Annotated in this window: 22 protein-coding genes; 10 read left to right on the top strand and 12 right to left on the bottom strand. The window is 72.1% G+C overall.

Translation table 11 applies throughout. The features are described from left to right. Nucleotides 1-2 precede the first annotated feature (2 nt). From ectB to ACIBVL_RS00450, 6 genes are all read right to left on the bottom strand, one after another. Entirely contained in the window at nucleotides 3-1,277 is a 1,275-nt protein-coding gene (gene ectB, locus ACIBVL_RS00475) for a diaminobutyrate--2-oxoglutarate transaminase (protein WP_399089378.1), read from the bottom strand. Between the two features lie 23 nt (nucleotides 1,278-1,300). Further along, nucleotides 1,301-1,822, bottom strand: a complete 522-nt coding sequence (gene ectA, locus ACIBVL_RS00470; RefSeq protein ID WP_399089375.1) for a diaminobutyrate acetyltransferase — start codon at nucleotides 1,820-1,822, stop codon at nucleotides 1,301-1,303. 257 nt (nucleotides 1,823-2,079) lie between these two features. Continuing rightward, entirely contained in the window at nucleotides 2,080-2,607 is a 528-nt protein-coding gene (locus ACIBVL_RS00465) for a DinB family protein (protein WP_399089372.1), read from the bottom strand. A 46-nt stretch (nucleotides 2,608-2,653) separates the two neighbouring features. After that, a complete protein-coding gene (locus ACIBVL_RS00460; RefSeq protein WP_399089369.1) occupies nucleotides 2,654-3,550 on the bottom strand; it encodes an RNA polymerase sigma-70 factor in 897 nt (298 codons plus the stop codon). Nucleotides 3,551-3,587: 37 nt separating this feature from the next. Next, nucleotides 3,588-4,808 (bottom strand): NAD(P)/FAD-dependent oxidoreductase, encoded by a 1,221-nt coding sequence (locus ACIBVL_RS00455; RefSeq protein ID WP_399089366.1) that lies wholly within the window; start codon nucleotides 4,806-4,808, stop codon nucleotides 3,588-3,590. A 143-nt stretch (nucleotides 4,809-4,951) separates the two neighbouring features. Then, nucleotides 4,952-6,052, bottom strand: a complete 1,101-nt coding sequence (locus ACIBVL_RS00450; protein ID WP_399089364.1) for a pyridoxal-phosphate-dependent aminotransferase family protein — start codon at nucleotides 6,050-6,052, stop codon at nucleotides 4,952-4,954. Between the two features lie 173 nt (nucleotides 6,053-6,225). Here ACIBVL_RS00450 and ACIBVL_RS00445 point away from each other — a divergent pair, with 173 nt between their 5' ends. From ACIBVL_RS00445 to ACIBVL_RS00405, 9 genes are all read left to right on the top strand, one after another. Continuing rightward, on the top strand, nucleotides 6,226-7,077 hold the full coding sequence (locus ACIBVL_RS00445) for a transporter substrate-binding domain-containing protein (RefSeq protein ID WP_399089361.1): 852 nt from the start codon (nucleotides 6,226-6,228) through the stop codon (nucleotides 7,075-7,077). Further along, complete coding sequence (locus tag ACIBVL_RS00440) at nucleotides 7,074-7,907, top strand: amino acid ABC transporter permease (protein WP_399089358.1); 834 nt, start codon at nucleotides 7,074-7,076, stop codon at nucleotides 7,905-7,907. The genes ACIBVL_RS00445 and ACIBVL_RS00440 overlap by 4 nt, the downstream gene beginning before the upstream one ends. After that, nucleotides 7,904-8,725 carry an amino acid ABC transporter ATP-binding protein gene (locus ACIBVL_RS00435; RefSeq protein ID WP_399089355.1) on the top strand — a complete coding sequence of 274 codons (822 nt, stop codon included), beginning with the start codon at nucleotides 7,904-7,906 and terminating at the stop codon, nucleotides 8,723-8,725. The genes ACIBVL_RS00440 and ACIBVL_RS00435 overlap by 4 nt, the downstream gene beginning before the upstream one ends. A 186-nt stretch (nucleotides 8,726-8,911) precedes the next feature. After that, a complete protein-coding gene (locus tag ACIBVL_RS00430) occupies nucleotides 8,912-10,003 on the top strand; it encodes an amidohydrolase family protein (protein WP_399089352.1) in 1,092 nt (363 codons plus the stop codon). A 219-nt stretch (nucleotides 10,004-10,222) separates the two neighbouring features. Continuing rightward, a complete protein-coding gene (locus tag ACIBVL_RS00425) occupies nucleotides 10,223-11,077 on the top strand; it encodes an ABC transporter permease (RefSeq protein WP_399089349.1) in 855 nt (284 codons plus the stop codon). Further along, complete coding sequence (locus ACIBVL_RS00420) at nucleotides 11,074-11,961, top strand: carbohydrate ABC transporter permease (RefSeq protein ID WP_399089346.1); 888 nt, start codon at nucleotides 11,074-11,076, stop codon at nucleotides 11,959-11,961. The genes ACIBVL_RS00425 and ACIBVL_RS00420 overlap by 4 nt, the downstream gene beginning before the upstream one ends. Nucleotides 11,962-12,017: 56 nt before the next feature. Beyond that, nucleotides 12,018-13,670, top strand: a complete 1,653-nt coding sequence (locus tag ACIBVL_RS00415) for a sugar ABC transporter substrate-binding protein (RefSeq protein ID WP_399089343.1) — start codon at nucleotides 12,018-12,020, stop codon at nucleotides 13,668-13,670. Nucleotides 13,671-13,727: 57 nt separating this feature from the next. Next, the gene (locus ACIBVL_RS00410; protein WP_399089340.1) at nucleotides 13,728-14,813 is read left to right on the top strand and encodes a LacI family DNA-binding transcriptional regulator; all 1,086 of its coding nucleotides are present in this window, start codon (nucleotides 13,728-13,730) and stop codon (nucleotides 14,811-14,813) included. Beyond that, a complete protein-coding gene (locus ACIBVL_RS00405; protein ID WP_399089337.1) occupies nucleotides 14,810-16,693 on the top strand; it encodes a DUF2264 domain-containing protein in 1,884 nt (627 codons plus the stop codon). Before ACIBVL_RS00410 ends, ACIBVL_RS00405 begins: the two co-directional genes overlap by 4 nt. Here the strand turns inward: ACIBVL_RS00405 and cobC are convergent. Genes cobC through cobM form a run of 6 tightly spaced genes read right to left on the bottom strand, consistent with a single transcriptional unit; the run spans nucleotide 16,641 to nucleotide 22,952 of the window. Next, nucleotides 16,641-17,702, bottom strand: coding sequence for an Rv2231c family pyridoxal phosphate-dependent protein CobC (cobC, locus tag ACIBVL_RS00400; RefSeq protein ID WP_399089334.1), 1,062 nt, complete (start codon nucleotides 17,700-17,702; stop codon nucleotides 16,641-16,643). The genes ACIBVL_RS00405 and cobC overlap by 53 nt on opposite strands. Beyond that, nucleotides 17,692-18,615, bottom strand: coding sequence for a sirohydrochlorin chelatase (locus ACIBVL_RS00395; protein WP_399089331.1), 924 nt, complete (start codon nucleotides 18,613-18,615; stop codon nucleotides 17,692-17,694). The genes cobC and ACIBVL_RS00395 overlap by 11 nt, the downstream gene beginning before the upstream one ends. Beyond that, on the bottom strand, nucleotides 18,612-19,199 hold the full coding sequence (locus ACIBVL_RS00390; RefSeq protein WP_399089328.1) for a precorrin-8X methylmutase: 588 nt from the start codon (nucleotides 19,197-19,199) through the stop codon (nucleotides 18,612-18,614). Before ACIBVL_RS00390 ends, ACIBVL_RS00395 begins: the two co-directional genes overlap by 4 nt. Next, entirely contained in the window at nucleotides 19,196-20,878 is a 1,683-nt protein-coding gene (gene cobJ / locus ACIBVL_RS00385; RefSeq protein WP_399089325.1) for a precorrin-3B C(17)-methyltransferase, read from the bottom strand. Before cobJ ends, ACIBVL_RS00390 begins: the two co-directional genes overlap by 4 nt. Then, nucleotides 20,875-22,137, bottom strand: a complete 1,263-nt coding sequence (gene cbiE / locus ACIBVL_RS00380) for a precorrin-6y C5,15-methyltransferase (decarboxylating) subunit CbiE (RefSeq protein WP_399089323.1) — start codon at nucleotides 22,135-22,137, stop codon at nucleotides 20,875-20,877. The genes cobJ and cbiE overlap by 4 nt, the downstream gene beginning before the upstream one ends. Next, nucleotides 22,134-22,952: a precorrin-4 C(11)-methyltransferase gene (gene cobM, locus ACIBVL_RS00375; RefSeq protein WP_399089320.1), complete on the bottom strand. Its 819-nt coding sequence runs from the start codon at nucleotides 22,950-22,952 to the stop codon at nucleotides 22,134-22,136. Before cobM ends, cbiE begins: the two co-directional genes overlap by 4 nt. Before the next feature lie 100 nt (nucleotides 22,953-23,052). On the opposite strand from cobM, the gene ACIBVL_RS00370 reads away from it, so the two are divergent. Further along, nucleotides 23,053-23,781, top strand: coding sequence for a ZIP family metal transporter (locus tag ACIBVL_RS00370; protein ID WP_399089317.1), 729 nt, complete (start codon nucleotides 23,053-23,055; stop codon nucleotides 23,779-23,781). The last annotated feature ends 11 nt before the right edge of the window (nucleotides 23,782-23,792 follow it).

Here is a 23,792-nt window from a genome sequence, read left to right as displayed (position 1 = left end):
CTCTACTGGACGGTCTCGCGGACGGCACGGGCGAGGACGCTCAGGCCCTCGTCCAGTTCCTCGGGGCTCACGGTCAGGGCCGGCAGCAGCTTGACGACCTCGCTCTCCGGACCGGAGGTCTCGACGAGCAGGCCGAGTTCGAAGGCCCGGCGGGCGACCCGCCCGGCCCGCTCCTTCTCGTGGAACTCCAGCCCCCACACGAGCCCCCGCCCCCGGTACTCCTTCACATCGGCGAGGTTCTCCTCGGTGATGGAGATCAGCGCCTCCTCCACCTGCTCACCGCGCGTCCGGGTCTGCTTCTCCATGGCGGAGCCGTCGGCCCAGTACGTCTCCAGGGCGGCCGTGGCGGTGACGAAGGCCGGGTTGTTGCCGCGGAAGGTGCCGTTGTGCTCGCCCGGCTCCCAGACGTCCAGCTCGGGCCGGAACAGGCACAGCGACATCGGCAGCCCGTACCCGCTGATGGACTTGGACACGGTGACGATGTCCGGCGTGACCCCGGCCTCCTCGAAGGAGAAGAAGGCCCCAGTGCGCCCGCAGCCCATCTGGATGTCGTCGACGATCAGCAGCATGTCCTGCCGCTCGCACAGGCCCTTGAGGGCGCGCAGCCACTCGGGCCGCGCGACGTTGATGCCGCCCTCGCCCTGCACGGTCTCCACGATCACCGCGGCGGGCTTGTTGAGCCCGGACCCCTGGTCCTCGAGCAGCCGCTCGAACCACAGGAAGTCCGGGACGGTCCCGTCGAAGTAGTTGTCGAAGGGCATGGGCGTGCCGTGCACGAGCGGAATTCCCGCCCCGGCCCGCTTGAAGGCGTTCCCGGTGACGGCGAGGGAGCCCAGTGACATCCCGTGGAAGGCGTTGGTGAACGAGACGATCGCCTCACGCCCCTTCACCTTCCGCGCCAGCTTCAGTGCGGACTCCACGGCGTTGGTGCCGGTCGGCCCCGGGAACATGACCTTGTACGGCAGATCGCGCGGCCGCAGCACCAGATCCTGGAAGGTCTCCAGGAACGACCGCTTGGCGGCGGTCGACATGTCCAGGGCGTGGGTGACGCCGTCGCGCGACAGATAGTCGATCAGCGCCCGTTTCAGCACGGGGTTGTTGTGGCCGTAGTTGAGAGATCCGGCTCCGGCGAAGAAGTCGAGGTACCGGTGCCCGTCCTCGTCGTACATGAGGCTGCCCTGCGCACGGTCGAAGACGACGGGCCAGCCACGGCAGTAGCTGCGCACCTCGGATTCGAGGGTCTCGAAGACGCTGAGGTCGGGCTGGGTGATGGTCACGGCGACGCTCCTGGGTGTGGGGTTCAGAGGGCGGGGGTGCGGGGGGAGAGGGGACCGATGCGGTACAGCACCTCGGGGTCGTGCGGCCCGTCCGGGAACAGCCCGGTCTCGAAGAGCACTTCCCGTCCGACGTCCGCGCCGTGGCGGGCGGCGTACGAGGTGAACAGCCGCTCGGAGGCGGTGTTGCCGGGGGTGATGGTGGTCTCGACGGCGGTGATCGGACGCTCGGCCGCGAGTCGCGCCGTCAGCCCGTCGAGCAGGGCCGCGGCGAGACCGCGACCACGGTGTCCGGCATCGACGGCCACCTGCCAGACCAACAGGGTGCCCGGGTCCTCCGGCCGTACGTACCCGGTGACGAACCCGACCGCCTCCCCGCCCTCCGCGCGCGCCACCGCCGAGGTGGCGGCGAAGTCGCGGCACCACAGCAGATAGCTGTACGAGGAGTTCAGATCGAGCGTTCCGGATTCCTTGGCAATACGCCATAGGGCGGCCCCGTCCGTCACGGACGGGCGGTCGATGTGCAGGTCTGGTTGTACGGCAGTCATGCGGATTGAACTTACCCAGGGAAATTCAATGACGCATGGAGGGGCTGTGGGGATTCCGTGGTGCAGGAGGGACAGGGGGGAATTATGCCCGCATTTGCCCGCAACAAAAGAGACATAACACCCCTGCTGTGCAATGCGTCACGCGCCTGTAACCTCACCGAAAAGGCAGGGTGTTTAGGTGCGGGAATTCGGGGCAGGAGAACTCGGGAAAACTACCGGAAGGATCGGAGAAGCGTGCTCTCGTAATTGCCGTTAATTCAGACTCCGGTAACCCCGTCGAGGTTCTCCCGAAGAATGTCCGCGTGACCGTTGTGCCGGGCGTACTCCTCGATGAGGTGAATAAGCACCCAGCGCAGACCGACCTCGACCCCGGCCATCGGTCCGTCCACGATCCGCCCGGTCTCCTCCAGGGAACGCCCGGCGATCAGCTCCCGCCCCCGCGAGATCTCCCGCCGCCAGATCTCCATCACCTCCTCGAGACCCCGCTCCGGGTCCAGGGCGTATCCGGTCTCCTCCTCGAAGAGCGGCGGCACATCCAGCCCGGCGAACACCCGCTGGAACCAGTTCCGCTCGACCTCGGCGAGATGCTGAACGAGGCCGAGCAGGGTCAGCTCGGACGGCGCGGCGGACGCCAGCCGCACCTGCCGGTCGTCCAGGCCGGCGCACTTGAGCTCCAAGGTGGCTCGGTGGAAGTCCAACCAGCTTTCCAGCATGGGGAGTTCATCCCCGCTCAGAAACGGAACGGGCCGGCCGTCGGGAAGCCTCGCGGGCGTGTCACTGTTCATCCGGCGAGCATGCCAGGGACCACTGACACCGATCGGCCGCCGGTGTTCAGCGCAGGGTGAGCGGGGTCTCGGATTGGACGCGGGTCAGCTTCTCCGGATTGCGGACGTAGTAGAGGCCGGTGATGCGGCCCTCCTCGACACGGATCGCCATGACACCGTCGATCTCGCCGTCCAGGCGAAGGACGAGCGCCGGGTTGCCGTTGACCACGGTGGGTTCACCGGTGATCGTGGCCACGGTCCTGGCGGTGCCGCCCACGATGAAGCGGGCCACCTTGTCGGCGCCGACGACCGGCCGTCGCGCGGCCTGCCTGACGCCGCCGCCGTCGCTCAGCAGGACGACATCCGGGGCGAGCACGTCCAGCATGCCCTGCAGGTCCCCGGTGTCGAGCGCACGCCGGAACGACTCCAGGGCCGCCCTGGTCACACTCTGGGAGACCACCTCGCGGGGGCGGCGGGCGTCGACGTGCCGGCGTGCGCGGTGCGCGATCTGACGGACGGCCGCGGGGCTCTTGTCGACGGCGGCCGCGATCTCGTCGTAGCCGACGTCGAAGACCTCGCGCAGCACGAAGACGGCGCGCTCGGTCGGCGACAGCGTCTCCAGGACGAGCATGAGCGCCATCGACACGCTCTCGGCGAGCTCGACGTCCTCGGCCACGTCCGGCGCGGTGAGCATCGGCTCGGGCAGCCAGGGACCGACGTACGCCTCCCTGCGGCGCGTCAGGGCGCGCAGCCGGTTGAGCGCCTGGCGGGTCGTGATCCGGACCAGGTAGGCGCGCTGGTCGTGCACCCGCTCCGTGTCGACCTCGACCCACCGCAGCCAGGTTTCCTGGAGGACGTCTTCCGCGTCGGCGGCGGAGCCGAGCATCTCGTAGGCGACGGTGAAGAGCAGGTTGCGGTAGGCGACGAACGTCTCCGTCGCCGCGTCGGTGGCGTGGTCGCTCATGTCTCGGCCTCACTCCTTCTGTCGCTCGACCGGACCGTCACCGCTGCGTGGCCCGGGCCGCCCCTTCGGCGACGGCCGGTGTCCCGCCGCGCTCGGCCCGCAGCAGCTGGTGGCGCTTGGCGCCTCCCGGGACGCGGTGCAGGCGGTACGAACCGGGCTTGCCCGCCTCGCCGGCCAGATGCTTGACGATGCCCTCGCACACGATCTCCTTGAGCCTCGCGCCAGGGCGGCCGTCGATGTGGAACCCCACCGCGACGTCGTACCGGTGGGCGAACTGGAAGATGCCGGCGCGCCGGCCCAGGCTGATGCACTGGCCTGCGAACACCTGGTTGAGAGGCGAGGGCTGCTCACCCGCGATCCTCGCCAGCACCGTGTCGGCGGCCCGTGCGCCCAGGGGTATCGCGGCCTGGCAGCTCATCCGCAGCGGCAGGCCCGACGGCGCCGCCGAATCCCCGGCCGCCACGATGCGTACGTCGTCCACGCTGGTCAGCGTCTCGTCGGTGAGGAGACGGCCCAGGGCGTCGGTGCTCAGTCCGCTGCGCGCGGCCAGGTCCGGTACGCCGAAGCCGGCGGTCCAGATGGTCACCGCGCTGGGCAGCACACGCCCGTCGCCGAGCTGCACGGCATCGCGCGTCACAGCCGTCACCCGCGCGTCCGGGCCTTCGAGCACGGTCACGCCGAGCCCGGCCAGCCGGTTGGCGACCGAGCGCCGGCCCCGGGGGTGCAGATAGGGGCCGAGCACCCCGCCGCAGACCAGGGTCACGGCGCGGCCCGCCTCCGCCAGCTCGGCGGCGGTCTCGATGCCGGTCGGACCGGCTCCGACCACCGTCACCGCTGCCGTCGCGGGCGCGGCGTCGAGCACCGGCCGCAGCCGCTGCGCCTCCTCCAGGGCGGCGATCGGGTAGGCGAACTCGGCCGCGCCGGGCACGCCCGGGTCGGCGCTGCCACTGCCCACGGCGTACACCAGATAGTCGTAACCGACCGTGCCGCCACTGCCCAACGTCACGCTGCGCCCGGCCGCGTCGATCCGCGCCACGGTGTCGACCACCAGGCCGACGCCCCCGCCCAGGACCTTCCGAAACTCGACGACCGCGTCGTCGGACCCGCCCACCAGTTGATGCAGGCGGACCCGATGCACGAAGGCCGGTCGCGGGTTGATCAGCGTCACGGTCACGTCGTCCCGCCGCGTCAGGCGATTCGCCGCCATCACACCGGCGTACCCGCCCCCGACCACGACAACCTCGATGTTCTCAGCCACGGTGTCTCCTCCGATTCAGCCCGTTCGCCCTCAAGACACCGCACCCCCGACCTCTGTGACAGCACGTGACCCGGATCACGGCACGGGGACGGATTCCCAGGGCGCCAGGCGCCGCCGGGCAGGCGGGACTTTCACAACACGCCCTAGGCCCACGCCTCGGCCGTCGCCCGCAGCGCTCCCGTCAGGTCCACCTCGATCCCCTTCTCCGTCAGCGCGGCGCCCAGCGCCGTCAGGCTGCTTCGCACCGCACCCGGGGTGGCGTCGGCCCCGTAGTGGTTCACCCGGATCATCTCCTCGGCCAGCGCGCCCCCACCCGCCGCCAACGGCAGCGCGGGGTCCATCACCAGGGCCCGTCCCACGAGTTCGGACGCCGGCACACCCGCCGGCACCCTCAGCGTCGTGGCGACCGGAGCCGCCGCCGAGGCCTCGTACACATACGGCTCCAGACCCCCGCCCAGCGCCACCGCACCCGCGCGGGTCGCCGCCGCGGCGGACGCGTGGCGGGCCATCACCGTCTCCAGCCCGTCCGCCTCGATCCGCTCGACGCACGCCTCCAGCGCCAGCATCTCCAACTGCGCCGGCGCGTGCGGCAGCGCCTTGCGGCCGCCGTCCACCCACCGCTCCTTCCAGTCCAGCAGCGAGAGGTACGAGCGTCGCGGCGCCCTCGGGTTCGCGGCCATCCGCGCCCACGCCCGCTCGCTCACCGACACCGCCGACACCCCGGCCGGTCCGCCCATCGCCTTCTGTGCGCCGATCACGCACAGGTCCACCCCCCACGCGTCCGGCAGCACCGGCTCGGCCCCGACGGAGGCCACGGCGTCCAGAGAGAACAGCGCCCCCTGCTCCCGCACCACTTCACCGATCTCCGCGACCGGGTTGGTGTTGCCGGTAGCCGCCTCCGCGTGCACGAGCGACACGAAGTCGATCTCCGGATGCGCGGCGAACGCCTCCCGGATCTGCGCGGCCGTCACCGCCGTACGGAAGGGCACCGCCAGATCGATCACCGTGGCGCCGCAGTCCCGCAGCCAGTCACCGAAGGTCTGCCCGTAGGGCCCGGTGATCACGTTCAGTGCCACCGTGCCCGGACCGGCGGTCGACCGGATCACGCCCTCCAGCGGCAGCAGCGCCTCCCCCTGCATGATCACGACATCCTGCCCGGTGTCCAGCAGTCGCGCCACCCGGTCCTCGATCGACGCGAAGCGGGCGGCAGTCAGCGGGGCCAGGTCCAGGAACGGATGTGTCACAGCGGTGCCCTCTTCGACTCACGGGGTAGAGGAGACGAGAGTAACCGGCACACCCGCACTCACTGACTGGCGACTTCTTAGGTCCAACGACCCTCAGACCATGGGTTTGGTTTGAGGGCCTCAAAGTTCTCCTTATAATCGGAACCCACAGTTTCCTTACAGGAAGGCCCGCCGTGAACACGCTCCCCGGGCGACGGACCCGCATTCTTGCCGCCACCACCGCGACGGCCGGGTTGATGCTCGTGGCCGCCTGCACCTCCACCGACGACGGAGGCAGCGGCTCGAAGACGGCCGCGGGCGGGGTCGAGCTCGTCAAGGCCGGTCAGCTCACCACCTGCACGCACCTGCCCTACCCGCCCTTCCAGTCGGAGATCGACGGCAAGGTGCAGGGCTTCGACGTGTCGCTGATCGACCTCGTCGCCAAGGACCTCGGTGTGAAGCAGGAGATCCTGGACACGCCGTTCGAGAACTTCAAGACCGGCGCCTTCCTCAACTCCGGCGAGTGCGACCTGGCCGCGGCCGGCATGACCATCACCGAGGAGCGCAAGAAGAACGTCGACTTCTCCGACCCGTACTTCGACGCCACCCAGGCCGTCCTGGTCGACAAGAACGCCGGCCTCACCTCCCTCGCCGACGTGAAGTCCAAGAACGCCAAGCTCGGCGCCCAGGCGCAGACCACCGGCGAGGACTACGCGAAGAAGCAGGGCTTCGACCCGGTCTCCTTCGAGTCCTCCGACGCCGTCCTCAACGGCCTGCGCACCGGCCAGGTCAAGGCCGTCGTCATCGACTACCCGGTCGTCCAGGGCTGGCTCAAGGACAAGGCCAACGCCGACGCCTTCAAGGTCGTCGACAACCTCAACACCGGCGAGCAGTACGGCTTCACGGTGAAGAAGGGCAACACCAAGCTCCTCGCCGCCGTCGACAAGGCGCTCGCCGACGCCAAGGCGGACGGCACGTACAAGAAGCTGTACGAGAAGTGGATCGGCCCCTACGACGAGTCCGCCGCGTCGCCCTCCGCGTCATGACCGGCGCCGAGGCCGAACTCCAGCCCCGCAGAAAAGGGCTGACCCGGCGTCAGAAGCGCAGCCTGTCACGCGGCGCGCAGTACGTGGTGTTCGTCGCGGCCGTGATCGTCTTCGCGGTCTCGGCCGACTGGGACCGGCTGCGGAACCAGTTCGCCCAGTGGGACATCGCGCAGCGGATGTGGCCGGACGTCATCACGCTGGCGCTGAAGAACACCGTGCTGTACACGGTGAGCGGCTTCGCGCTCGGCCTGGTGCTCGGCCTGGTCATCGCGCTGATGCGGCTGTCGTCCGTCGGCCCGTACCGCTGGGTGGCCGGGATCTACATCGAGATCTTCCGCGGACTGCCCGCCCTGCTGATCTTCGTCTTCATCGGCGTGGCCGTCCCCCTGGCCTTCCCGGGCACGGAGATCGTCGGCGGCACGTACGGCAAGGCCGCGCTCGGTCTCGGACTGATCGGCGCCGCGTACATGGCGGAGACGTTCCGCGCCGGCATCCAGGCGGTGCCCAAGGGGCAGATGGAGGCGGCCCGCTCGCTGGGCTTCTCGCCGGCCCGCGCGATGATCTCCATCATCATCCCGCAGGCGTTCCGGATCATCCTCCCGCCGCTCACCAACGAGTTCATCATGCTCTTCAAGGACTCCTCCCTGGTGCTGCTGCTCGGCGTCACCCTGGAGGAGCGCGAACTGTCCAAGTACGGCCGTGACCTCGCCAGCACCACCGCCAACTCCACGCCGATCCTCGTCGCCGGTCTGTGCTACCTGCTGGTGACCATTCCCCTCGGCTTCGTCGCGCGCAGGCTGGAGGCCAAGGCCCAGGAGGCCGTGAAATGAGCGAGAGGCTGTCCACGACGCGGCCCGAGATCGAAGTCCGCGGCCTGCACAAGTCGTTCGGCGCCAACGAGGTCCTGCGAGGCATCGACCTGGAGATCCGCCAGGGCGAGGTCGTCTGTGTGATCGGCCCGTCCGGCTCGGGCAAGTCGACCCTGCTGCGCTGCGTGAATCTCCTCGAGGAGCCCAGCAGGGGCCAGGTCTTCGTCGGCGGCACCGAGATCACGGATCCGGACGTCGACATCGACGCCGTACGCCGCCGTATCGGCATGGTCTTCCAGCAGTTCAACCTCTTCCCGCATCTGTCGGTGACCGAGAACCTCACGCTGCCGCAGCGCCGGGTGCTCCGGCGGGGCAGGGAGCAGGCCGCGAGGATCGCCGCCGAGAACCTCGACCGGGTCGGCCTCTCGGAGAAGGCGGACGCCTACCCCTCCTCCCTCTCCGGCGGCCAGCAGCAGCGCGTGGCGATCGCCCGGGCGCTCGCCATGGGCCCCGAGGTGATGCTGTTCGACGAGCCGACGTCGGCCCTCGACCCGGAGCTGGTGGGGGACGTTCTGGCCGTCATGCGCATGCTCGCGAACGAGGGCATGACGATGATGGTCGTCACCCACGAGATGACCTTCGCCCGCGAGGTCGCCGACCGGGTCGTCTTCATGGACGGCGGAGTGATCGTCGAGGAGGGCGCCCCCGCCCAGGTCATCGGCGACCCCGGCCACGCACGCACCCGCCACTTCCTCTCCCGCCTCCTCGACCCGGCGATGGCGAACGTGGAGGAGGAGGCGTCGGACCAGGTGGGCAAGGGCGACCAGAGCGTGTGGTGAAAGTCCCGCCTGCCCGGCGGCGCCTGGCACGCACGCTCGCTGCGTTGTCGGGGTCGCCCCGACACATCCGGTGGCGGGGCGACCCTCCGCCTTGCGATCGCACGCACCAGGCACCGCCGGGCCCGCCCTCCGGGCGGACGACGCTACTTTCACAACCCGCCCCAGCCGGTCACTAAGGTGCCGTACATGAGCGATGAGCCGGTGCTGCACGTGAAGGGCCGGGTCCTGGCCGGACCCGATGACGTCCGGGACGGACTGTGGGTCGTCGACGGCCGGATCTCCTACGACCGTCCCGTCGGCGCCCGCGACGTCCGAACCGTCGAGGGCTGGGCGCTGCCCGGCCTGGTCGACGCCCACTGTCACGTGGGCCTGGGGCCGCACGGCCCGGTCGAGCCGGACGTGGCCGAGAAGCAGGCGCTGACCGACCGCGAGGCGGGTACCCTGCTGATCCGCGACGCCGGCTCGCCGTCGGACACCCGCTGGGTCGACGACCGAGACGACCTCCCGAAGATCATCCGGGCCGGCCGGCACATCGCCCGCACCCGCCGCTACATCCGCGGCTACGCCCACGAGATCGAGCCCGAGGACCTGGTCGCGTACGTCGCCCGGGAGGCCCGGCGCGGCGACGGCTGGGTCAAGCTGGTCGGCGACTGGATCGACCGCGAGGTGGGCGACCTGGCCCCGAGCTGGCCCCGGGAGGCGGCCGAGGCGGCCATCACGGAGGCCCACCGCCTGGGCGCCCGGGTCACCGCGCACTGCTTCGCCGAGAACTCCCTGCGCGATCTCGTCGAGTCGGGCATCGACTGCATCGAGCACGCGACGGGCCTCACCGAGGACCTGATCCCGCTCTTCGTCGAGCGTGGCGTCGCGATCGTCCCGACCCTGGTCAACATCGCGACCTTCCCGCAGCTCGCGGCGGGCGGCGAAGCGAAGTTCCCGCGCTGGTCGGCCCATATGCGCCGGCTCCACGAGCGCCGCTACGACACCGTGCGGTCCGCGTACGACGCCGGTGTCCCGGTCTTCGTGGGCACGGACGCCGGCGGCACCCTCCCGCACGGCCTGGTGGCCGCCGAGGTGGCGGAGCTGGTGACGGCGGGCATCCCGGTGGTCGACGCCCTGGCGGCGACCACCGGGACGGCCCGCGCCTGGCTCGGCCGCCCCGGCCTGACGGAGGGTGCCCCGGCCGACCTCGTCGTCTACGAGAGCGACCCGCGCGCCGACGTCCGGGTGCTGGCGGCACCCCGCCGCGTGGTGGTGAACGGGAAGGTCGTGGACTGAACCCACCGGCCGCGCGCAGCAAGCGTTTTCACCCTTGGCCCAGGTCGGCGCGGAGCGCTGACCTGGGCCAACTCCTTTTCTTTGTCAGGAGTGTTGACCACTCCATGAAAGCGTTTTAACTTCCTCTTCGCTCCTACCCGCAGAAGTGAAGGGGAACCCGTGGCAGAAGTCCGGCACGCAAGACGAAAACGTTTTCAGGGCCGGGCCCTCCTGCTCCTGATGCTGCCCGGTCTCGCCTACTTCCTGCTCTTCCACTACGGCGCCCTGGCCGGCAACGTCATCGCGTTCAAGGAGTACGTCCCCTTCGACGGCCTCTGGGGCAGCCCCTGGGTGGGCTTCGGCAACTTCCGGCGGATGTTCGAGGACGACGAGTTCTGGGCCGCCGTCCTCAACACCCTCTGGATCGCGGTCCTGCAGCTCGTCTTCTACTTCCCGGTGCCGCTCGCCCTCGCCCTGCTCCTGCACAGCCTCACCTGGAGCAGCGTCCGCCGCTTCGTGCAGTCGGTGGCGTATCTCCCGCACTTCATCTCATGGGTGATCGTCGTCGCCCTCTTCCAGCAGGTCCTCGGCGACACCGGCCTGCTCAACTCCGGTCTCGGCGACCTGGGTGTGCACACCGTCGACATCATCGGCAACCCGGACGCCTTCCGGCCGCTCGTCGTCGCGCAGGTGATCTGGAAGGACGCCGGCTGGGGCACGATCATCTTCCTCGCCGCACTCGCCCAGGTCGACGAGCAGCAGTACGAGGCCGCCGCGATCGACGGCGCGGGCCCCTGGCGGCGCTTCTGGCACGTCACCCTGCCCGCCATCCGCCCGGTGATCGTGCTGCTGCTCATCATGCGGCTCGGCGACATCCTCTCCGTCGGCTTCGAGCAGATGCTGCTCCAGCGCGACGCGGTCGGTCCCGAGAGCGCCGAGATCATCGACACCTTCGTCTACTACCGGGGCATCGTCGGCGGCGACTACGGATTCGCGGCCGCGGCCGGCCTCTTCAAGGGCCTGATCGGGGCGCTCCTCGTCTATGCCGCCAACAAGGTCGCCCACCGTCTCGGCGAACAGGGGGTCTACAGGTGAGTGTCCAGGTCCGTCCGGGATGGATGGAGAAACCGAAACCCGTGACGCAGGCCGGCAAGGCCCTCGCCCTCGCCGCCGTGGTCCTCCTGGTCTGTGTGCCGTTCCTCGTCATCGTGTCGACCTCGCTCGCCTCCACCGACGAGGTCGTCGCGAACGGCGGCTGGGTGCTGTGGCCGACGGACCCCTCCCTCAAGGCGTACCGCGACATCCTCGACGGCGGCATCGTCACCCACGCCCTCGGAGTCAGCGTGGGCGTCACCGTCGTGGGCACCCTCCTCAGCCTCGTCTGCACGGTGACCCTCGCCTACGCCCTGTCCCGCCCCCGCGTGTTCGGAGCCCGGCCGGCCCTCCTCCTGATCCTGTTCACCTTCCTCTTCCCGCCCGGCATGATCCCGAGCTTCCTGCTGGTCAAGGAGCTGGGCCTGCTGGACAGTTACTCCTCACTGGTCCTGCCCGTCCTCGTGAACGTCTTCAACCTCGTCGTCCTGCGCGGCTTCTTCCAGGGCATCCCCGAGGAGCTGTACGAGGCCGCGCGCCTCGACGGGGCGGGGGACTGGCGGGTGCTCGTCTCGGTCGTCCTGCCGCTGTCCAAGGCCGCGCTCGCCGTCGTGGGCCTCTTCTACGCGGTGGCGTACTGGAACTCCTGGTTCTACGCCTCGCTCTACCTGGAGAGCGACCACTGGCCCCTCCAACAGGTGCTGCGCACCTACGTGGTGGCCGGCTCCGGACTCACCGACGCCACCACCGGCGAGGGCACGGTCACCGCCCCGCAGACCGTGCAGATGGCGGTGCTCGTGATCGCCACCGTGCCGATCCTGCTCGTCTACCCCTTCCTGCAGAAGTACTTCACCAAGGGCGTGCTCACCGGCGCCATCAAGAGCTGACAGCCCTCCAGAGCCGACACGTCATCAAGAGCCGCGTCCCGAAAGGTGACCTGCCCATGCCCAGCATGTCCCGACGCACCCTCCTGCGCTCCCTGGCCGCAGGCGGCGCCGCACTCTCCGCCCCCGCCCTGCTCACCGCCTGCTCCACCGGCTCCGGCGACAGCGACGTCTCCAACGCCGGCAAGAAACTCGCCGCCTGGCCCGCCTACAAGCCCACGACCACCGCGCCCAGGCCGGACCTGGCCCCCACCGCGGCCGGCGTCCAGGCCGGTTACACCGCCTACCCCGCCGACCTGGTCAAGTCCGTCTCCCGCACCCCCGGCGACGGCTCCACCGTCAAGGTCATGTCGGTGTCCTTCGGCACCCCGCCCAAGCCGAGCTCCGCCAACCGGTTCTGGGCCGCCGTCGAGAAGGCGCTCGGCGTGAGGATCGAGTACACGATCGTCTCCCAGGCCGACTACCAGAAGAAGATGGCGACGGTGATGGCGGGCGACGCCGACACCCTGCCGGACATCATCAACCTGTTCTCCGGCTTCGTCCTGCCGCGAGAGGCCGAGTTCGTACAGCGGCGGGCCGAGGACCTCACGCCGTACCTCTCCGGCGAGGCGGTCGCCGACTACCCCAACCTCGCGAACATCCCCACCCACGCCTGGAAGGACATGGGCCGCATCGGCGGCCGGATCTACGGCATCCCGCTGGAGCGCCCGCTGCCCGGCTCCACCCTCTGGATCAACCAGGGCGTGTTCACCGACGCGGGCATGACGCAGGGCTGGACCGCCGACGACTTCGCCGCCGTCGCCCGTCGGGCCACCGGCGGCAAGCGGTACGCGCTCGGCGCCGCCAACGGCTCCCTGTTCGGCAACGCCGCGCACTCCGCCGCCCACCGCGCCCCCCAGGAATGGGCCGTCACCAAGGACGGCACCTTCCTGCCGGGCTGGGCCGACGAGCGCTTCAAGGCCGCCATCGCCTTCCAGGCCGGGCTCCGCAAGGCCGGCAGCTACCTCCCGGACGCCACCTCGATCTCCCAGATCGACCTGACCACCCTCTTCTACAACGGCACCGTCGGCTCCATGCAGGACGGCTTCGGCGCCTACCTGCCCAAGTACCGGGAGTCGAAGGGCAAGATGACCCCGGCCGCCGCCCTCCCGTACAGCGTGGACGGCGAACCCGGCGGGATCGTCGCCGCCCGCCGCTCCTTCGGCTACACCGTGCTGAAGAAGGCGAAGAAGGAACGCGTCGAGCTGCTCCTGCGCATCCTCGACTACCTCGCCGCCCCCTTCGGTAGCCAGGAGTGGGAACTCGTCCACTACGGCGTCGAGGGCACCCACTTCACCCGCGGCAAGGACGGCTCCCCGCAGCCCACCGAGCTCGGCGAGGTCGAGAACAACACCAACCTGCCGCTGAAGTACCTCGCCGAAGGGCCCCAGGTGCTGTTCGTGCCCGGCATGCCCGAGGCCGTACGGGCCCTGCACGCCTGGCAGCAGAAGGTGGTTCCGTACGCCATCCGCAACGCCTCCTTCGGCCTGCAGTCCCGGACCAGGAACGCCCAGGGCACCACCCTCAGGGCGCTCATCGACGACACCGTCACCGGGATCGTCGCCGGACGCCTCCCGCTGTCCGAGTGGGACGCCACCGTGAAGAAGTGGCGCGGCCGGGGCGGCGACAGAATGGCCGAGGAGTTCGCGAAGGACTATGCGGCCAACACCTGAACGGCCGCCGGTGACAGCCACTGGTGACAGTCGCTCGTGCGGGAGGAGACGCGGGGGATGGGGAACGACATGGGAGCCACGGGGTCCAAGGGACGGGTCACGATCCGGGAGGTCGCCGAGCGGGCGGGCGTGTCCATGGCCACCGCCTCCCGCGCGCTCAGCGGCAACCATCCGGTGCCCGCCGCGACCCGCTCCCGCGTCCTGCGAGCCGCCCGCGAGCTCGACTACGTCGCCAACGCGCACGCCCGCGCCCTGGTCGGCGGTGGCCGCAAGATGGCCGCCGTCGTCGTCCGCCAGGTCACCAGCCCCTTCTACGCCCAGGTCGCCGAGGGCGTGGAGGCGGAGGCCGCCGACCGGGGCTGGCTGTGCGTGGTCGGCGCGACCGGCGGGGATCCGCAGCGCGAGATGGAGTTCGTGCGGCTCATGCGGGAGGAGGGCGCACGGCTGGTCATCCTGGTCGGCGGAGTGGTCGAGGACGACGCGTATCGCGAGCGGGTCGCCCACTACGCCCAGGCCCTGGACGCCTCCGGCGCCCGCCTCGTGCTGTGCGGGCGGCCGGCGCCCGACCCCGACATCCCGGCGCTGGTCGTCGAGTTCGACAACGAGGCCGGGGCGCGGGCGATCACCGGGCACCTGCTGTCGGCCGGCCACCGCCGGATCGTCTTCCTCGGCGGGCTGCCCGGGAACACCGCCCTGGACGCCCGCGTCGCCGGATATCGCGCCGCGCTCGCCGAGCACGGGCTGCCGCCCGGGGCCGCGCACGTCGTGGACTGCGGCCTGGGCCGGTCGGCGGGCCTGCGCGCGATGACCGAACTACTCAAGGAGACACGGGAGTTCACCGCCGTCTTCGCCGGCGACGACATGGTCGCGGCCGGTGCGCTGCGGGCCGTCGCCGACGCGGGACTGCGCGTCCCCGAGGACGTCTCCGTCGTCGGCTACAACGACATCCCCCTCGCCGAGGACTTCAACCCGCCCCTGACCACCGTGCGCACACCGGCCGAGGAACTCGGCCGCGCCGCCGTGCGGATCGCTCTGCGCGATCCCGAGCAGGCCGCCGGTACGCATCATCTGCTGGGCACCCACATCGTCGTACGCAGAAGCGTGGCCCCACCACCCACCGACGGAGGAATCACCCCCGTATGACCGCGCCGTCCCTGACGCACCTCCCCGATGCCGACTTCCTTCTCTCGCCCCTCACCGGCTGGACCCGCGCCCACTGGGAAACCCTCGCCGACCGTCTCCTCGACGGACTCCTGCCGTACGCGACCCCCGGGCTCGCCCAGTACCGGCTGCCCGGGCCGCCCAGCCACTCCGGACCCTGGTCCGACGGGCTGGAGGGCTTCGCGCGCTCCTTTCTGCTCGCCGCCTTCCGCATCGCCGGTTCGCACGGCCGTGTCGGTCCCGCCCTCATCGAGCGGTACGCCGCCGGACTCGCCGCCGGTACCGACCCGCACCACCCCGAGCACTGGCCGCCCATCACCGACCGCGCCCAGCCCATGGTCGAGGCCGCGTCGATCGCCGTCGCCCTGCACGAGTCCCGGCCCTGGCTGTGGGACCGGCTCGACGACACCGTGCAATCCCACGTCGTGGACTGGCTGGGCGGTTTCGTCGGCGCCGACGTCAACGACTCCAACTGGCGGCTGTTCCAGGTCATCACGGAGGAGTTCCTGGCCTCCGTCGGCGCCCCCCACAGCCGTGCCGAGATCGACGCGGGACTCGCCCGCCTGGACGACTGGTACCGGGGCGACGGCTGGTACACCGACGGCGACGGCCGGAAGTTCGACTACTACAACGCCTGGGCGCTGCACCTGTACCCGGTGCTGTGGGCGCGGATCGCGGGCCCGCGCGCGCAGACGGGGACGGTCGACCGGCACCGGGCCCGGCTGCGCGCATTCCTCACCGCCCACCAGCACTTCTTCGGCTCCGACGGCGCCCCGGTCCACCAGGGCCGCTCCCTGGTCTACCGGTTCGCGACCACCGCCCCGCTGTGGGCGGGCGCCCTCGCCGACGCCACCCCGCTCCCGCCCGGCCGCACCCGCCGCCTCGCCTCCGGCGCCCTGAAGCACTTCGCCGAGCGGGGAGTGCCCGACGAACGGGGACTGCTCACCCTCGGCTGGTACCGGCCGTTCCTCCCCGTCACCCAGCGCTACTCGGGCCCCGCCTCCCCGTACTGGGCGAGCAAGGCCTTCCTCGGCCTCCTGCTGCCCGAGAGCCACCCCGTGTGGACGGCCACCGAGGAGCCCGGCCCCGTCGACACCGCCGACACCACCCTGGCCCTGCCCGCACCGGGCTGGCTGCTGCACTCCACCGCGGCCGACGGGATCGTACGGCTCGTCAACCACGGCAGCGACCGTCTCCCGCCCCCGCCCGCCACGGCCGACGACAGCCCCCACTACGCCAAGCTCGCCTACTCCAGCGCCACCGCCCCCGACACACCACCCGGCCCCGACAACCACATCGCCCTGCTCGCCCCCGACGGGACGCCCTCGCAGCGGGGACGCATCGACCCCCTGGGCGTCCACGGCCGGCGCGCCGGGTCCCGGCAGGCCGGGGGGATCGAGACCGTGAGCGTGGTGCACGGCCCCTGGGAGATCCGGGTGCACCGCGTCGACGCACCGCCCGGCACGCCCGTGCGGGAGGGCGGCTGGGCCGTCGCCGACGACACCGGACCGCCGATCGCGCAGACCGGCCCGGGCCGTGCGCTGGCCCGCCGCGCCGACGGCCTGACCAGCGCGCTCGTCGCCCTGTACGGCTGGTCCGACGCGGACGGCACCGTCGTACGCTCCCTGGACGCCAACGCCTGCGGACGGCACTCCGCGACCCCGGTCCTCGAAGGCGCGGGCCCGCTGCTGGTCACCCTCGTCGTGCTCGGCGCCGACGCCCGGAGCACGGGAGCGGGCGCCACCGTCGACGCCGACGGCACGGTGGAGGTCCACTTCCCGGACGGCCTCCGGGAGCGGGTGCCTGCGCTCAGCGGTCGGCCAGCGTCATCGCCCGGTCCAGCGCCTGGAGGAACGAGTTGACCGTCACCCGGTCCCGCACCGCCAGCCGCAGCCACTCCTCGTCGAGACCGGGGAAGGTGTCCCCGCGCCGGACCGCGAACCCCAGGTCCCGCAGGTGCCGGCGCACGGCGGCCGCCCGGGGGAGCCGTACGAGGACGAAAGGGGCCTCGGCGGGCCCCGCGATCCGCACCCCGTCGGCGGCGAACTCCTCCAGACCGGCGACGAGATGCGCCCGGTCCGTGGCGACACGGTGGGCCGCGTGGGCCGCCTCCGCCAGCGCCCGCGGCGACACGCACGCCTCCGCCGCCGCCAGCGCCGGCGTGGACACCGGCCACAGCGGCTGCGCCCGCTCCATCTCGGCGACCGTCTCCGGCGGGGCGAGCACGTACCCGATCCGCAGCCCCGCCAGCCCCCAGGTCTTCGTCAGGCTGCGCAGCACGACGAGACCCGGCACGTCCGTGCGCCCGGCGAGGGCCTCGCGCTCGCCGGGCACCGCGTCCATGAACGCCTCGTCGACCACCAGCGTCCGCCCGGTCCGGGCCAGCCGAGTGAGCGTGTCCGCCGGGTGCAGCACCGAGGTCGGGTTCGTCGGGTTGCCGATCACCACCAGGTCGGCGTCCTCCGGGACGGCCCCCGGATCGAGCCGGAAACCGTCCTCGGCCCGCAGCACCACCCGGTCCACCCGGTGCCCGGCGTCCCGCAGGGCCGCCTCCGGCTCGGTGAACTGCGGGTGCACGACCACGGCTTGACGGACCTTCAGTGCCCGCGCCAGCAGCACGAACGCCTCCGCCGCGCCCGCCGTCAGCAGCACCCGCTCCACCGGCAGCCCGTGCCGTCCCGCCACCGCCGCCCGCGCGGCCCGCCCGTCCGGGTAGGCCGCGAGGCCGGTGAGGGACGCCGCGATGTGCTCGCGCAGCCAGCGCGGGGGAGTGCCCGCGCGGACGTTCACGGCGAGATCGACGAGCACCGACCCGTCGTCCCGCACCTCGGCGTCCCCGTGGTGGCGCAGATCGTGCCCGTCAGCGCGCATGGGAGTGCGAGCCGTGATGGTGGCCGTGGTGGTGGTGACCGTCGTCGTCCGGGTGGAAGTGCGGCTGCTGGGGCAGCCCCACCCTGTCCTCGAAGCCGGGCAGCGCGATCCGGTACACGCACGAGTCGCAGTTCATCCGCAGATCGCCCTTGACCGCCTCCTCGTACCGCTCCCACACCAGGTCGAGCAGCTCCGGCTCCGGCCCGATGACGTCCGCCGACCGCACCTCCACGTCCGGGTGCGCGGCCGCCCAGCCCTCGGTCTGCTGCCGCACCCGGTCCGGCAGGATGCCGGTGAACAGGAAGTAGGGGAGCACCACGATCCGGCGCGCCCCCAGCCGCACACACCGGTCGAGACCGCTCGGCACGTCCGGCGCGGCCAGCGACACGAACGCCGTCTCCACGCCCGCGTACCCGCGCCCCTCCCACAGCAGCCGCGCCGCCTTGTACACCTCGGCGTTGGCGTCCGGATCCGTCGACCCGCGCCCGACCAGCAGGACGGTGACGTCCGCGCGGTCCTCGGGGGTGCGCCCGGCCCCGCCCAGCGCCTCGTCGAGCCGCCGCGCCAGGACGTTCAGCAGCGCCGGATGCGGGCCCAGCGGACGGCCGTAGGTGTAGGAGATCCCCGGGTGCCGCTCCTTCTCGCGGGACAGGGCCGCCGGGATGTCCCCCTTGGCGTGCCCGGCGGACACCAGCATCAGCGGGACGGCGGCGAACCTCCGCACGCCCCGCTCCACCAGCTCGGTCACCGCCTCGCCGAGCGGGGGAGGGGACAGCTCGATGAAGCCGCCCCCGACGGGCAGTTCGGGGTGGCGGCGCCCCAACTCCCGGACGAAGTCGCGGAACGCCTCGGCTCCGGCATCGTCCCGGGTGCCATGGCCGGCGATGAGCAGGGCGGGCGGCGGGGTGGTCACGGTTTCTCCTCAGCGGAAAGGGGGTGGTACAGCAGGGCGTTGAGCGCGGCGGCGGCGACCGCCGACCCGCCCTTCTCGGACACGTTGCTCACGGCGGGCAGCCCGCTCTCGCGGAGCGCGGCCTTGGACTCGGCGGCGCCGACGAAGCCGACGGGCAGCCCGATGACGAGCGCGGGGGAGGCGTCGAGTGTCAGCAGCTCCTCCAGGGCGGTCGGCGCGCAGCCGATCACCCAGAGCGCCCCCGGGCCGACCTCGTCGTACGCCAGCCGGATCGCATGGGCCGAACGGGTCAGCCCCGGGCCCGCCTCGGCGTCCTTCAGTCGGCACACGGTCTCGCGGCGTGTGATGCCCGCCGCGACCATCTCCACGTCCACGACGACGGGCGCCCCGGCGTGCAGCGCGGCATGCGCCTTCGCCAACTCGCCCTCGTCCATGACGAGATCGCTCGCGTACTCCAGATCGGCGGCGGAGTGGATGACCCGTTCCACCACGGCCCGGGTCAGCGGCGGAAAGCGCGAGGTGTCCAGCCGGGCCCGCAGCCGCCGGAAGGACTCCTGCTCGATGGGGTGGACGACGCGGTTCACTCGGTCTCCTCCTGCCAGCGGTAGCCGCGGGGCGTCACCATGCGTCCCGCGATCAGCCGGGTCGCCGTGTTGCCCACGGTCACGACCGTCATCATGTCGACCGTCGCCGGGTCGAGGTCCACGAGGGTCGTCACCCGGGCGGTCTGGTCCGGGCGCGAGGCGTTGCGCACGACACCCACGGGCGTCTTCGGCTCCCGGTGCTCCGCGAGGATCGCGAGCGCCTTGGGCAGCTGCCAGTCGCGGCCCCGGGAACGCGGGTTGTAGAAGGTGACCACGATGTCCGCCTCGGCCGCCGCCCGCACCCGGCGCTCGATGACCTCCCACGGCGTGTGCAGGTCGGACAGGCTGATCGACACATGGTCGTGGCCGAGCGGCGCACCGAGGAGCGCGGCGGCCGCGAGCGCGGCGGTCACCCCCGGCACCCCGATCACGTCGATGTCGTCGGACGCCTCGGCGAGCGCCGGCGAGGCCATGGCGTACACCCCGGCGTCCCCGCTGCCGATCAGCGCGACCGCCTGCCCCTTGCGCGCCTCGGCGACGGCCGTGCGGGCCCGCTCCTCCTCGGCCCCGAGCCCCGACTCCAGGATCCGGGTACCGGGCCGCAGCAGATCGCGGATCTGGTCGACGTACTGGTCGAGCCCGACGAGCACCGAGGCCCGCCGCAACTCGTCCTTCGCGCGCGGCGTGAGCAGATCGCGCGCACCCGGTCCGAGCCCGACCACCGCGAGCCGCCCGCGCCCGGGACGCCGTACCACCGCACAGGTCGCCATCGCGGGAGCACCCGCCGACTTCCGCTTGGGCACGAGGAGTTCACCCCCGCCGAGCAGGGCGGCGGCTTCGGCGACCGAGGGCGTGCCGACGGCGGCGAGCGGCGCCTCGGAGGGATTCGGCACCTCGACGGCGGCCAACTCCTCGGCGGAGTAGGTCACCACGGGCACCCCGAGCCGTGAGGCCGCCGCCACGATGCCGGGTTCCGCGGCCTTGGCGTCGACGGTGGCGAGAGCGGCGACGCTACGAGGAGACAGTCCCGCATCCCGCAGGGCCCCCTCGACGACGTCGAGCACCTCCTCCACCGGGGCGCCCCTGGAGGCGCCGACCCCGACGACGAGGGACGGCGGCCGCAGCAGCACCTCCTGGGGGGCGGGCTCGACGGCGCGGTCGGTGACCCGGACGGTGTACGCCCCTTCGCGCGCGAACGGCACCGGCGGCAGCGGCCACGCCACCTCCGCGTCCAGCGCGACCGGCGCCCCGTCCAGCAGGGCCCGCGTCACCCCGGCGACATCGCCCTCCACGGGGAGGCCGAGGGTGTCGAGGCCGGGAATGCCGACGGCGTCCGTGGCCGTGGTCACCACCGGCTCCGCACCCAGCAACTCGCCCACTTCCAGGGCCAGTCCGTTGGCGCCGCCGCCATGTCCGCCGACCAGCGACACGGCGAACCGGCCGCCCTCGTCGACGCACACCACACCCGGGTCGGACGCCTTGTCGCCGAGCAGCGGCGCGAGAAGCCGCACCACGGCCCCCGTCGCGAGGAAACACACGAGCTGCTCGCACTCCGCGAACGCCCGCCGTACGGCGTCCCCGACGGGCCCGTCGTACACGCGCGTGCGGTCCGGCCACGCCACGGCCAGCCGGTCCCGCGCCGCCGCCCCCGCCGCGGTGGCGGAGATGAGACCGATCACTGAGCGACTCCTTCTTGCTGGACTTCTCGATGGACTTCTCGTCGGCCGGGGGCTCTGGTCCCCCACAGCAGGAAGACGGGGTTGGTCGCCGCGAGCCGGGTGACGTCACCCGGCAGCGGTGCCAGCCGAGAGGACTGCAACAGCACCCCGTCGACGTCGAACGCGGCGTCCGACAGCGCGGCCCGAACGGCCGGCACCCGGTCGAGGGCGGCCATCGCCACGACCACCGTCCGCCGGGCCCGCCGCGCGCACACGCCCACGATGTCGGGCAGCTCCCGCCCGCCACCGCCGACGAACACGGCGTCGGGCTCGTCGAGCCGGTCCAGCGCCTCCGGTGCCGTGCCGTGCACGACATGCACGTCCACGCCGTGCGCGTCGGCGTTGGCGCGGATCCGCTCCACCCCATCCGGGGCCTTCTCGACCGCGCTGACGGCGGCACCGAGCCGCGCGCACTCCACGGCCACCGACCCCGACCCGGAGCCGACGTCCCACACCAGGTCGCCGGGGCGCGGCCCGAGCCGGGCCAAAGCCAGTGCCCGCACCTCGAACTTGGTGATCATCGAGTCGCGGTGCGCGAACTCGCCCTCGTCCAGGGCCCATCCCCCCGGACGCCCGCCGCCCGCGAGGGTCCGTACGGGTCCGAGCACCCGTGTCTCGTCCAGGCACAGGACGACACTCACCGCCGTACCCCAGTCGCGGCCCGCCGCCTCGGCGGGGGAGATCCGCCGCACCCGCTCGGCCACCGGATCGCCCAGCGCGGAGGCGACGACGAGGACGCGGCCGGGGGCGGTCCGGGCGAGGGCCGCGCCCAGCTCGGCGGGCCCGGCGCCGGGGCCGGTCAGCACCGCGACCTTGGGATGCGCCCGGCAGACGTTGACGGCCGTCCGCGAATCCCGCCCGTGCGCACTGACGACGACCGCGTCGTCCCAGGCCAGCCCGAGCCGGGCGAAGGCGGTGGCGACGGAGGAGACCCCGGGCCGCACGTCGAGCCGCTCCGGCCCGAACCGCTCGGCCAGCGCCCGCGCGATCCCGAAGAACCCAGGGTCGCCGGAGGCCAGCACGACCACTCGCCGCTCTTTGCGGGCGTACGACTCGATGACGTCGAGGGCGGGCGCGAGCGGTCCGAGCACGATCCGCTCGACGGTCGCGGGCAGCCGTACCGCGTCCAGATGCCGGCGCCCGCCCACGACGAGCTCGGCGCCGGCCAGGACGTCCTGGGGAGGCGGCGCGCCCGTCCCCGTGCCGATCACCGTGATCACGTACTGGCACCCCGCTCGCGCAGGGCCCGGCGGGCCTCCGGGTCGGCCTTGCGGTGGCCGTGGAAGTGGCCGGGGTGGTAGAGGTGCGAGCGGGTGCCGTGGGCGTCGAGGGCCGGGCCGACCAGGAAGAGCGTGTGCTTCCAGAGCTTGTGCTCCTTGACCGTCTCCTCCAGCGTGCCGATCGTGCACGTCACGACCAGCTCCTCCGGCCAGGTGGCCTGGTGGGCGACCACGACCGGCGTGCCGGTCGGGTAGCCGCCCTCCAGCAGCTCGCGCACCAGCTGACCGCTGCGGGCGGCCGACAGGAAGATCGCCATGGTCGTGCCGTGACGGGCGAACTCCCGCACCTCCTCCCCGGGCGGCATCGGCGTCTTGCCGCCGCCGAGCCGGGTGAGGATGACGGACTGCGCGACCTCGGGAATGGTCAGCTCGCGCCGGGCGAGCGCGGCGACGGCCGAGAAGGAGGAGACACCGGGGACGATCTCGGTGGCGATCCCGATCTCGTGGCACCGGTCGACCTGCTCCTGGGTTCCGCCCCAGAGGGCGGGATCGCCGGAGTGGACACGGGCCACCTTCAGGCCCTCCCGACGGGCCCGCCGGTACACGGCGACGACGTCCTCCAGGGACATGGTCGCCGAGTCGAGGATCTCCGCACCCTCCCGTGCGTGGTCGAGGACCTCCGCCTGGACCAGGCTCGCCGCCCAGATCACGACGTCGGCCTCGGCGATGGCGCGCGCGGCACGGAACGTCAGCAGGTCGGCGGCGCCGGGGCCGGCACCGACGAAGGTCACCTTGCCGGTGGGGGCATCGGCCATGGGTTCGAGTCCTCTCATAACGGTCTTTGTCGGTTCAGCGAAAGCGTCGGCGGAGGGGGCGGATGTGCGCGATCGGGGGTCGATCGGATAGCAAGGGCCCATGGCGGTCTTCGTCGCGCTCGGCGCGTTCCTCATGACGCTGGCCGGCGGCTGGACGGCACAGCGTGTCACCGACCGCCGCCACCTGGTCCTCGGCCTGGCCGGCGGCCTGATGCTGGGCGTCGTCGGCCTCGATCTGCTGCCGGAGGCCCTGGAGGCCGCCGGCACGGAGGTCTTCGGCGTCCCGGCCGCACTCCTGCTCTTCGTCGCGGGCTTCCTGCTGGCCCATCTGGTGGAACGCCTGCTGGCCGTCCGGCAGGCAGCACACGGTGCCGAGGAGCGGGACGGCAGGACCCCCGAGGTGGGCCTGACGGCAGCCGCCGCCATGGTCGGCCACAGCGCCATGGACGGCGTGGCGATCGGCGCGGCCTTCCAGGTGGGCGGCGGCATGGGAGTGGCGGTGGCGCTGGCGGTGATCGCCCACGACTTCGCGGACGGCTTCAACACGTACACGATCACGAGGCTGTACGGGAACGCCCGCCGCAAAGCCCTGACCATGCTGTTCGCGGACGCGGCGGCACCGGTGATCGGCGCGGCCTCGGCGTCCTTCGTCACCATCCCGGAGCCACTGCTCGGCGGCTACCTCGGCTTCTTCGGCGGGGCGCTGCTGTATCTGGCGGCCGCCGAGATCCTGCCCGAGGCCCACCACGAACACCCCGCCCGCTCGACCGTGCTGTGCACGGTCGCGGGCGCGGCCTTCATCTGGCTGGTGGTGGGCATCGCCGGCTGACGTCCCGGGTC

Origin of the sequence: Streptomyces sp. NPDC049687 (genome assembly GCF_044465285.1) — a bacterium.
In the GTDB taxonomy this organism is placed as follows: Bacteria; Actinomycetota; Actinomycetes; order Streptomycetales; family Streptomycetaceae; genus Streptomyces.
This window is presented reverse-complemented; position numbering and strand designations above follow the sequence as displayed.

What these genes read in the sequence shown, in the direction of transcription:
- ACIBVL_RS00465 (WP_399089372.1), bottom strand. Translation starts at nt 2,607, where the DNA reads ATGAACAGTGACACGCCCGCGAGGCTTCCCGACGGCCGGCCCGTTCCG.
- ACIBVL_RS00405 (WP_399089337.1), top strand. Translation starts at nt 14,810, where the DNA reads ATGACCGCGCCGTCCCTGACGCACCTCCCCGATGCCGACTTCCTTCTC.
- ACIBVL_RS00460 (WP_399089369.1), bottom strand. Translation starts at nt 3,550, where the DNA reads ATGAGCGACCACGCCACCGACGCGGCGACGGAGACGTTCGTCGCCTAC.
- ACIBVL_RS00435 (WP_399089355.1), top strand. Translation starts at nt 7,904, where the DNA reads ATGAGCGAGAGGCTGTCCACGACGCGGCCCGAGATCGAAGTCCGCGGC.
- ACIBVL_RS00370 (WP_399089317.1), top strand. Translation starts at nt 23,053, where the DNA reads ATGGCGGTCTTCGTCGCGCTCGGCGCGTTCCTCATGACGCTGGCCGGC.
- ACIBVL_RS00425 (WP_399089349.1), top strand. Translation starts at nt 10,223, where the DNA reads ATGCTGCCCGGTCTCGCCTACTTCCTGCTCTTCCACTACGGCGCCCTG.
- ectA (WP_399089375.1), bottom strand. Translation starts at nt 1,822, where the DNA reads ATGACTGCCGTACAACCAGACCTGCACATCGACCGCCCGTCCGTGACG.
- ACIBVL_RS00415 (WP_399089343.1), top strand. Translation starts at nt 12,018, where the DNA reads ATGCCCAGCATGTCCCGACGCACCCTCCTGCGCTCCCTGGCCGCAGGC.
- cobM (WP_399089320.1), bottom strand. Translation starts at nt 22,952, where the DNA reads ATGGCCGATGCCCCCACCGGCAAGGTGACCTTCGTCGGTGCCGGCCCC.
- cobC (WP_399089334.1), bottom strand. Translation starts at nt 17,702, where the DNA reads ATGCGCGCTGACGGGCACGATCTGCGCCACCACGGGGACGCCGAGGTG.
- ACIBVL_RS00410 (WP_399089340.1), top strand. Translation starts at nt 13,728, where the DNA reads ATGGGGAACGACATGGGAGCCACGGGGTCCAAGGGACGGGTCACGATC.
- ACIBVL_RS00430 (WP_399089352.1), top strand. Translation starts at nt 8,912, where the DNA reads ATGAGCGATGAGCCGGTGCTGCACGTGAAGGGCCGGGTCCTGGCCGGA.
- ACIBVL_RS00440 (WP_399089358.1), top strand. Translation starts at nt 7,074, where the DNA reads ATGACCGGCGCCGAGGCCGAACTCCAGCCCCGCAGAAAAGGGCTGACC.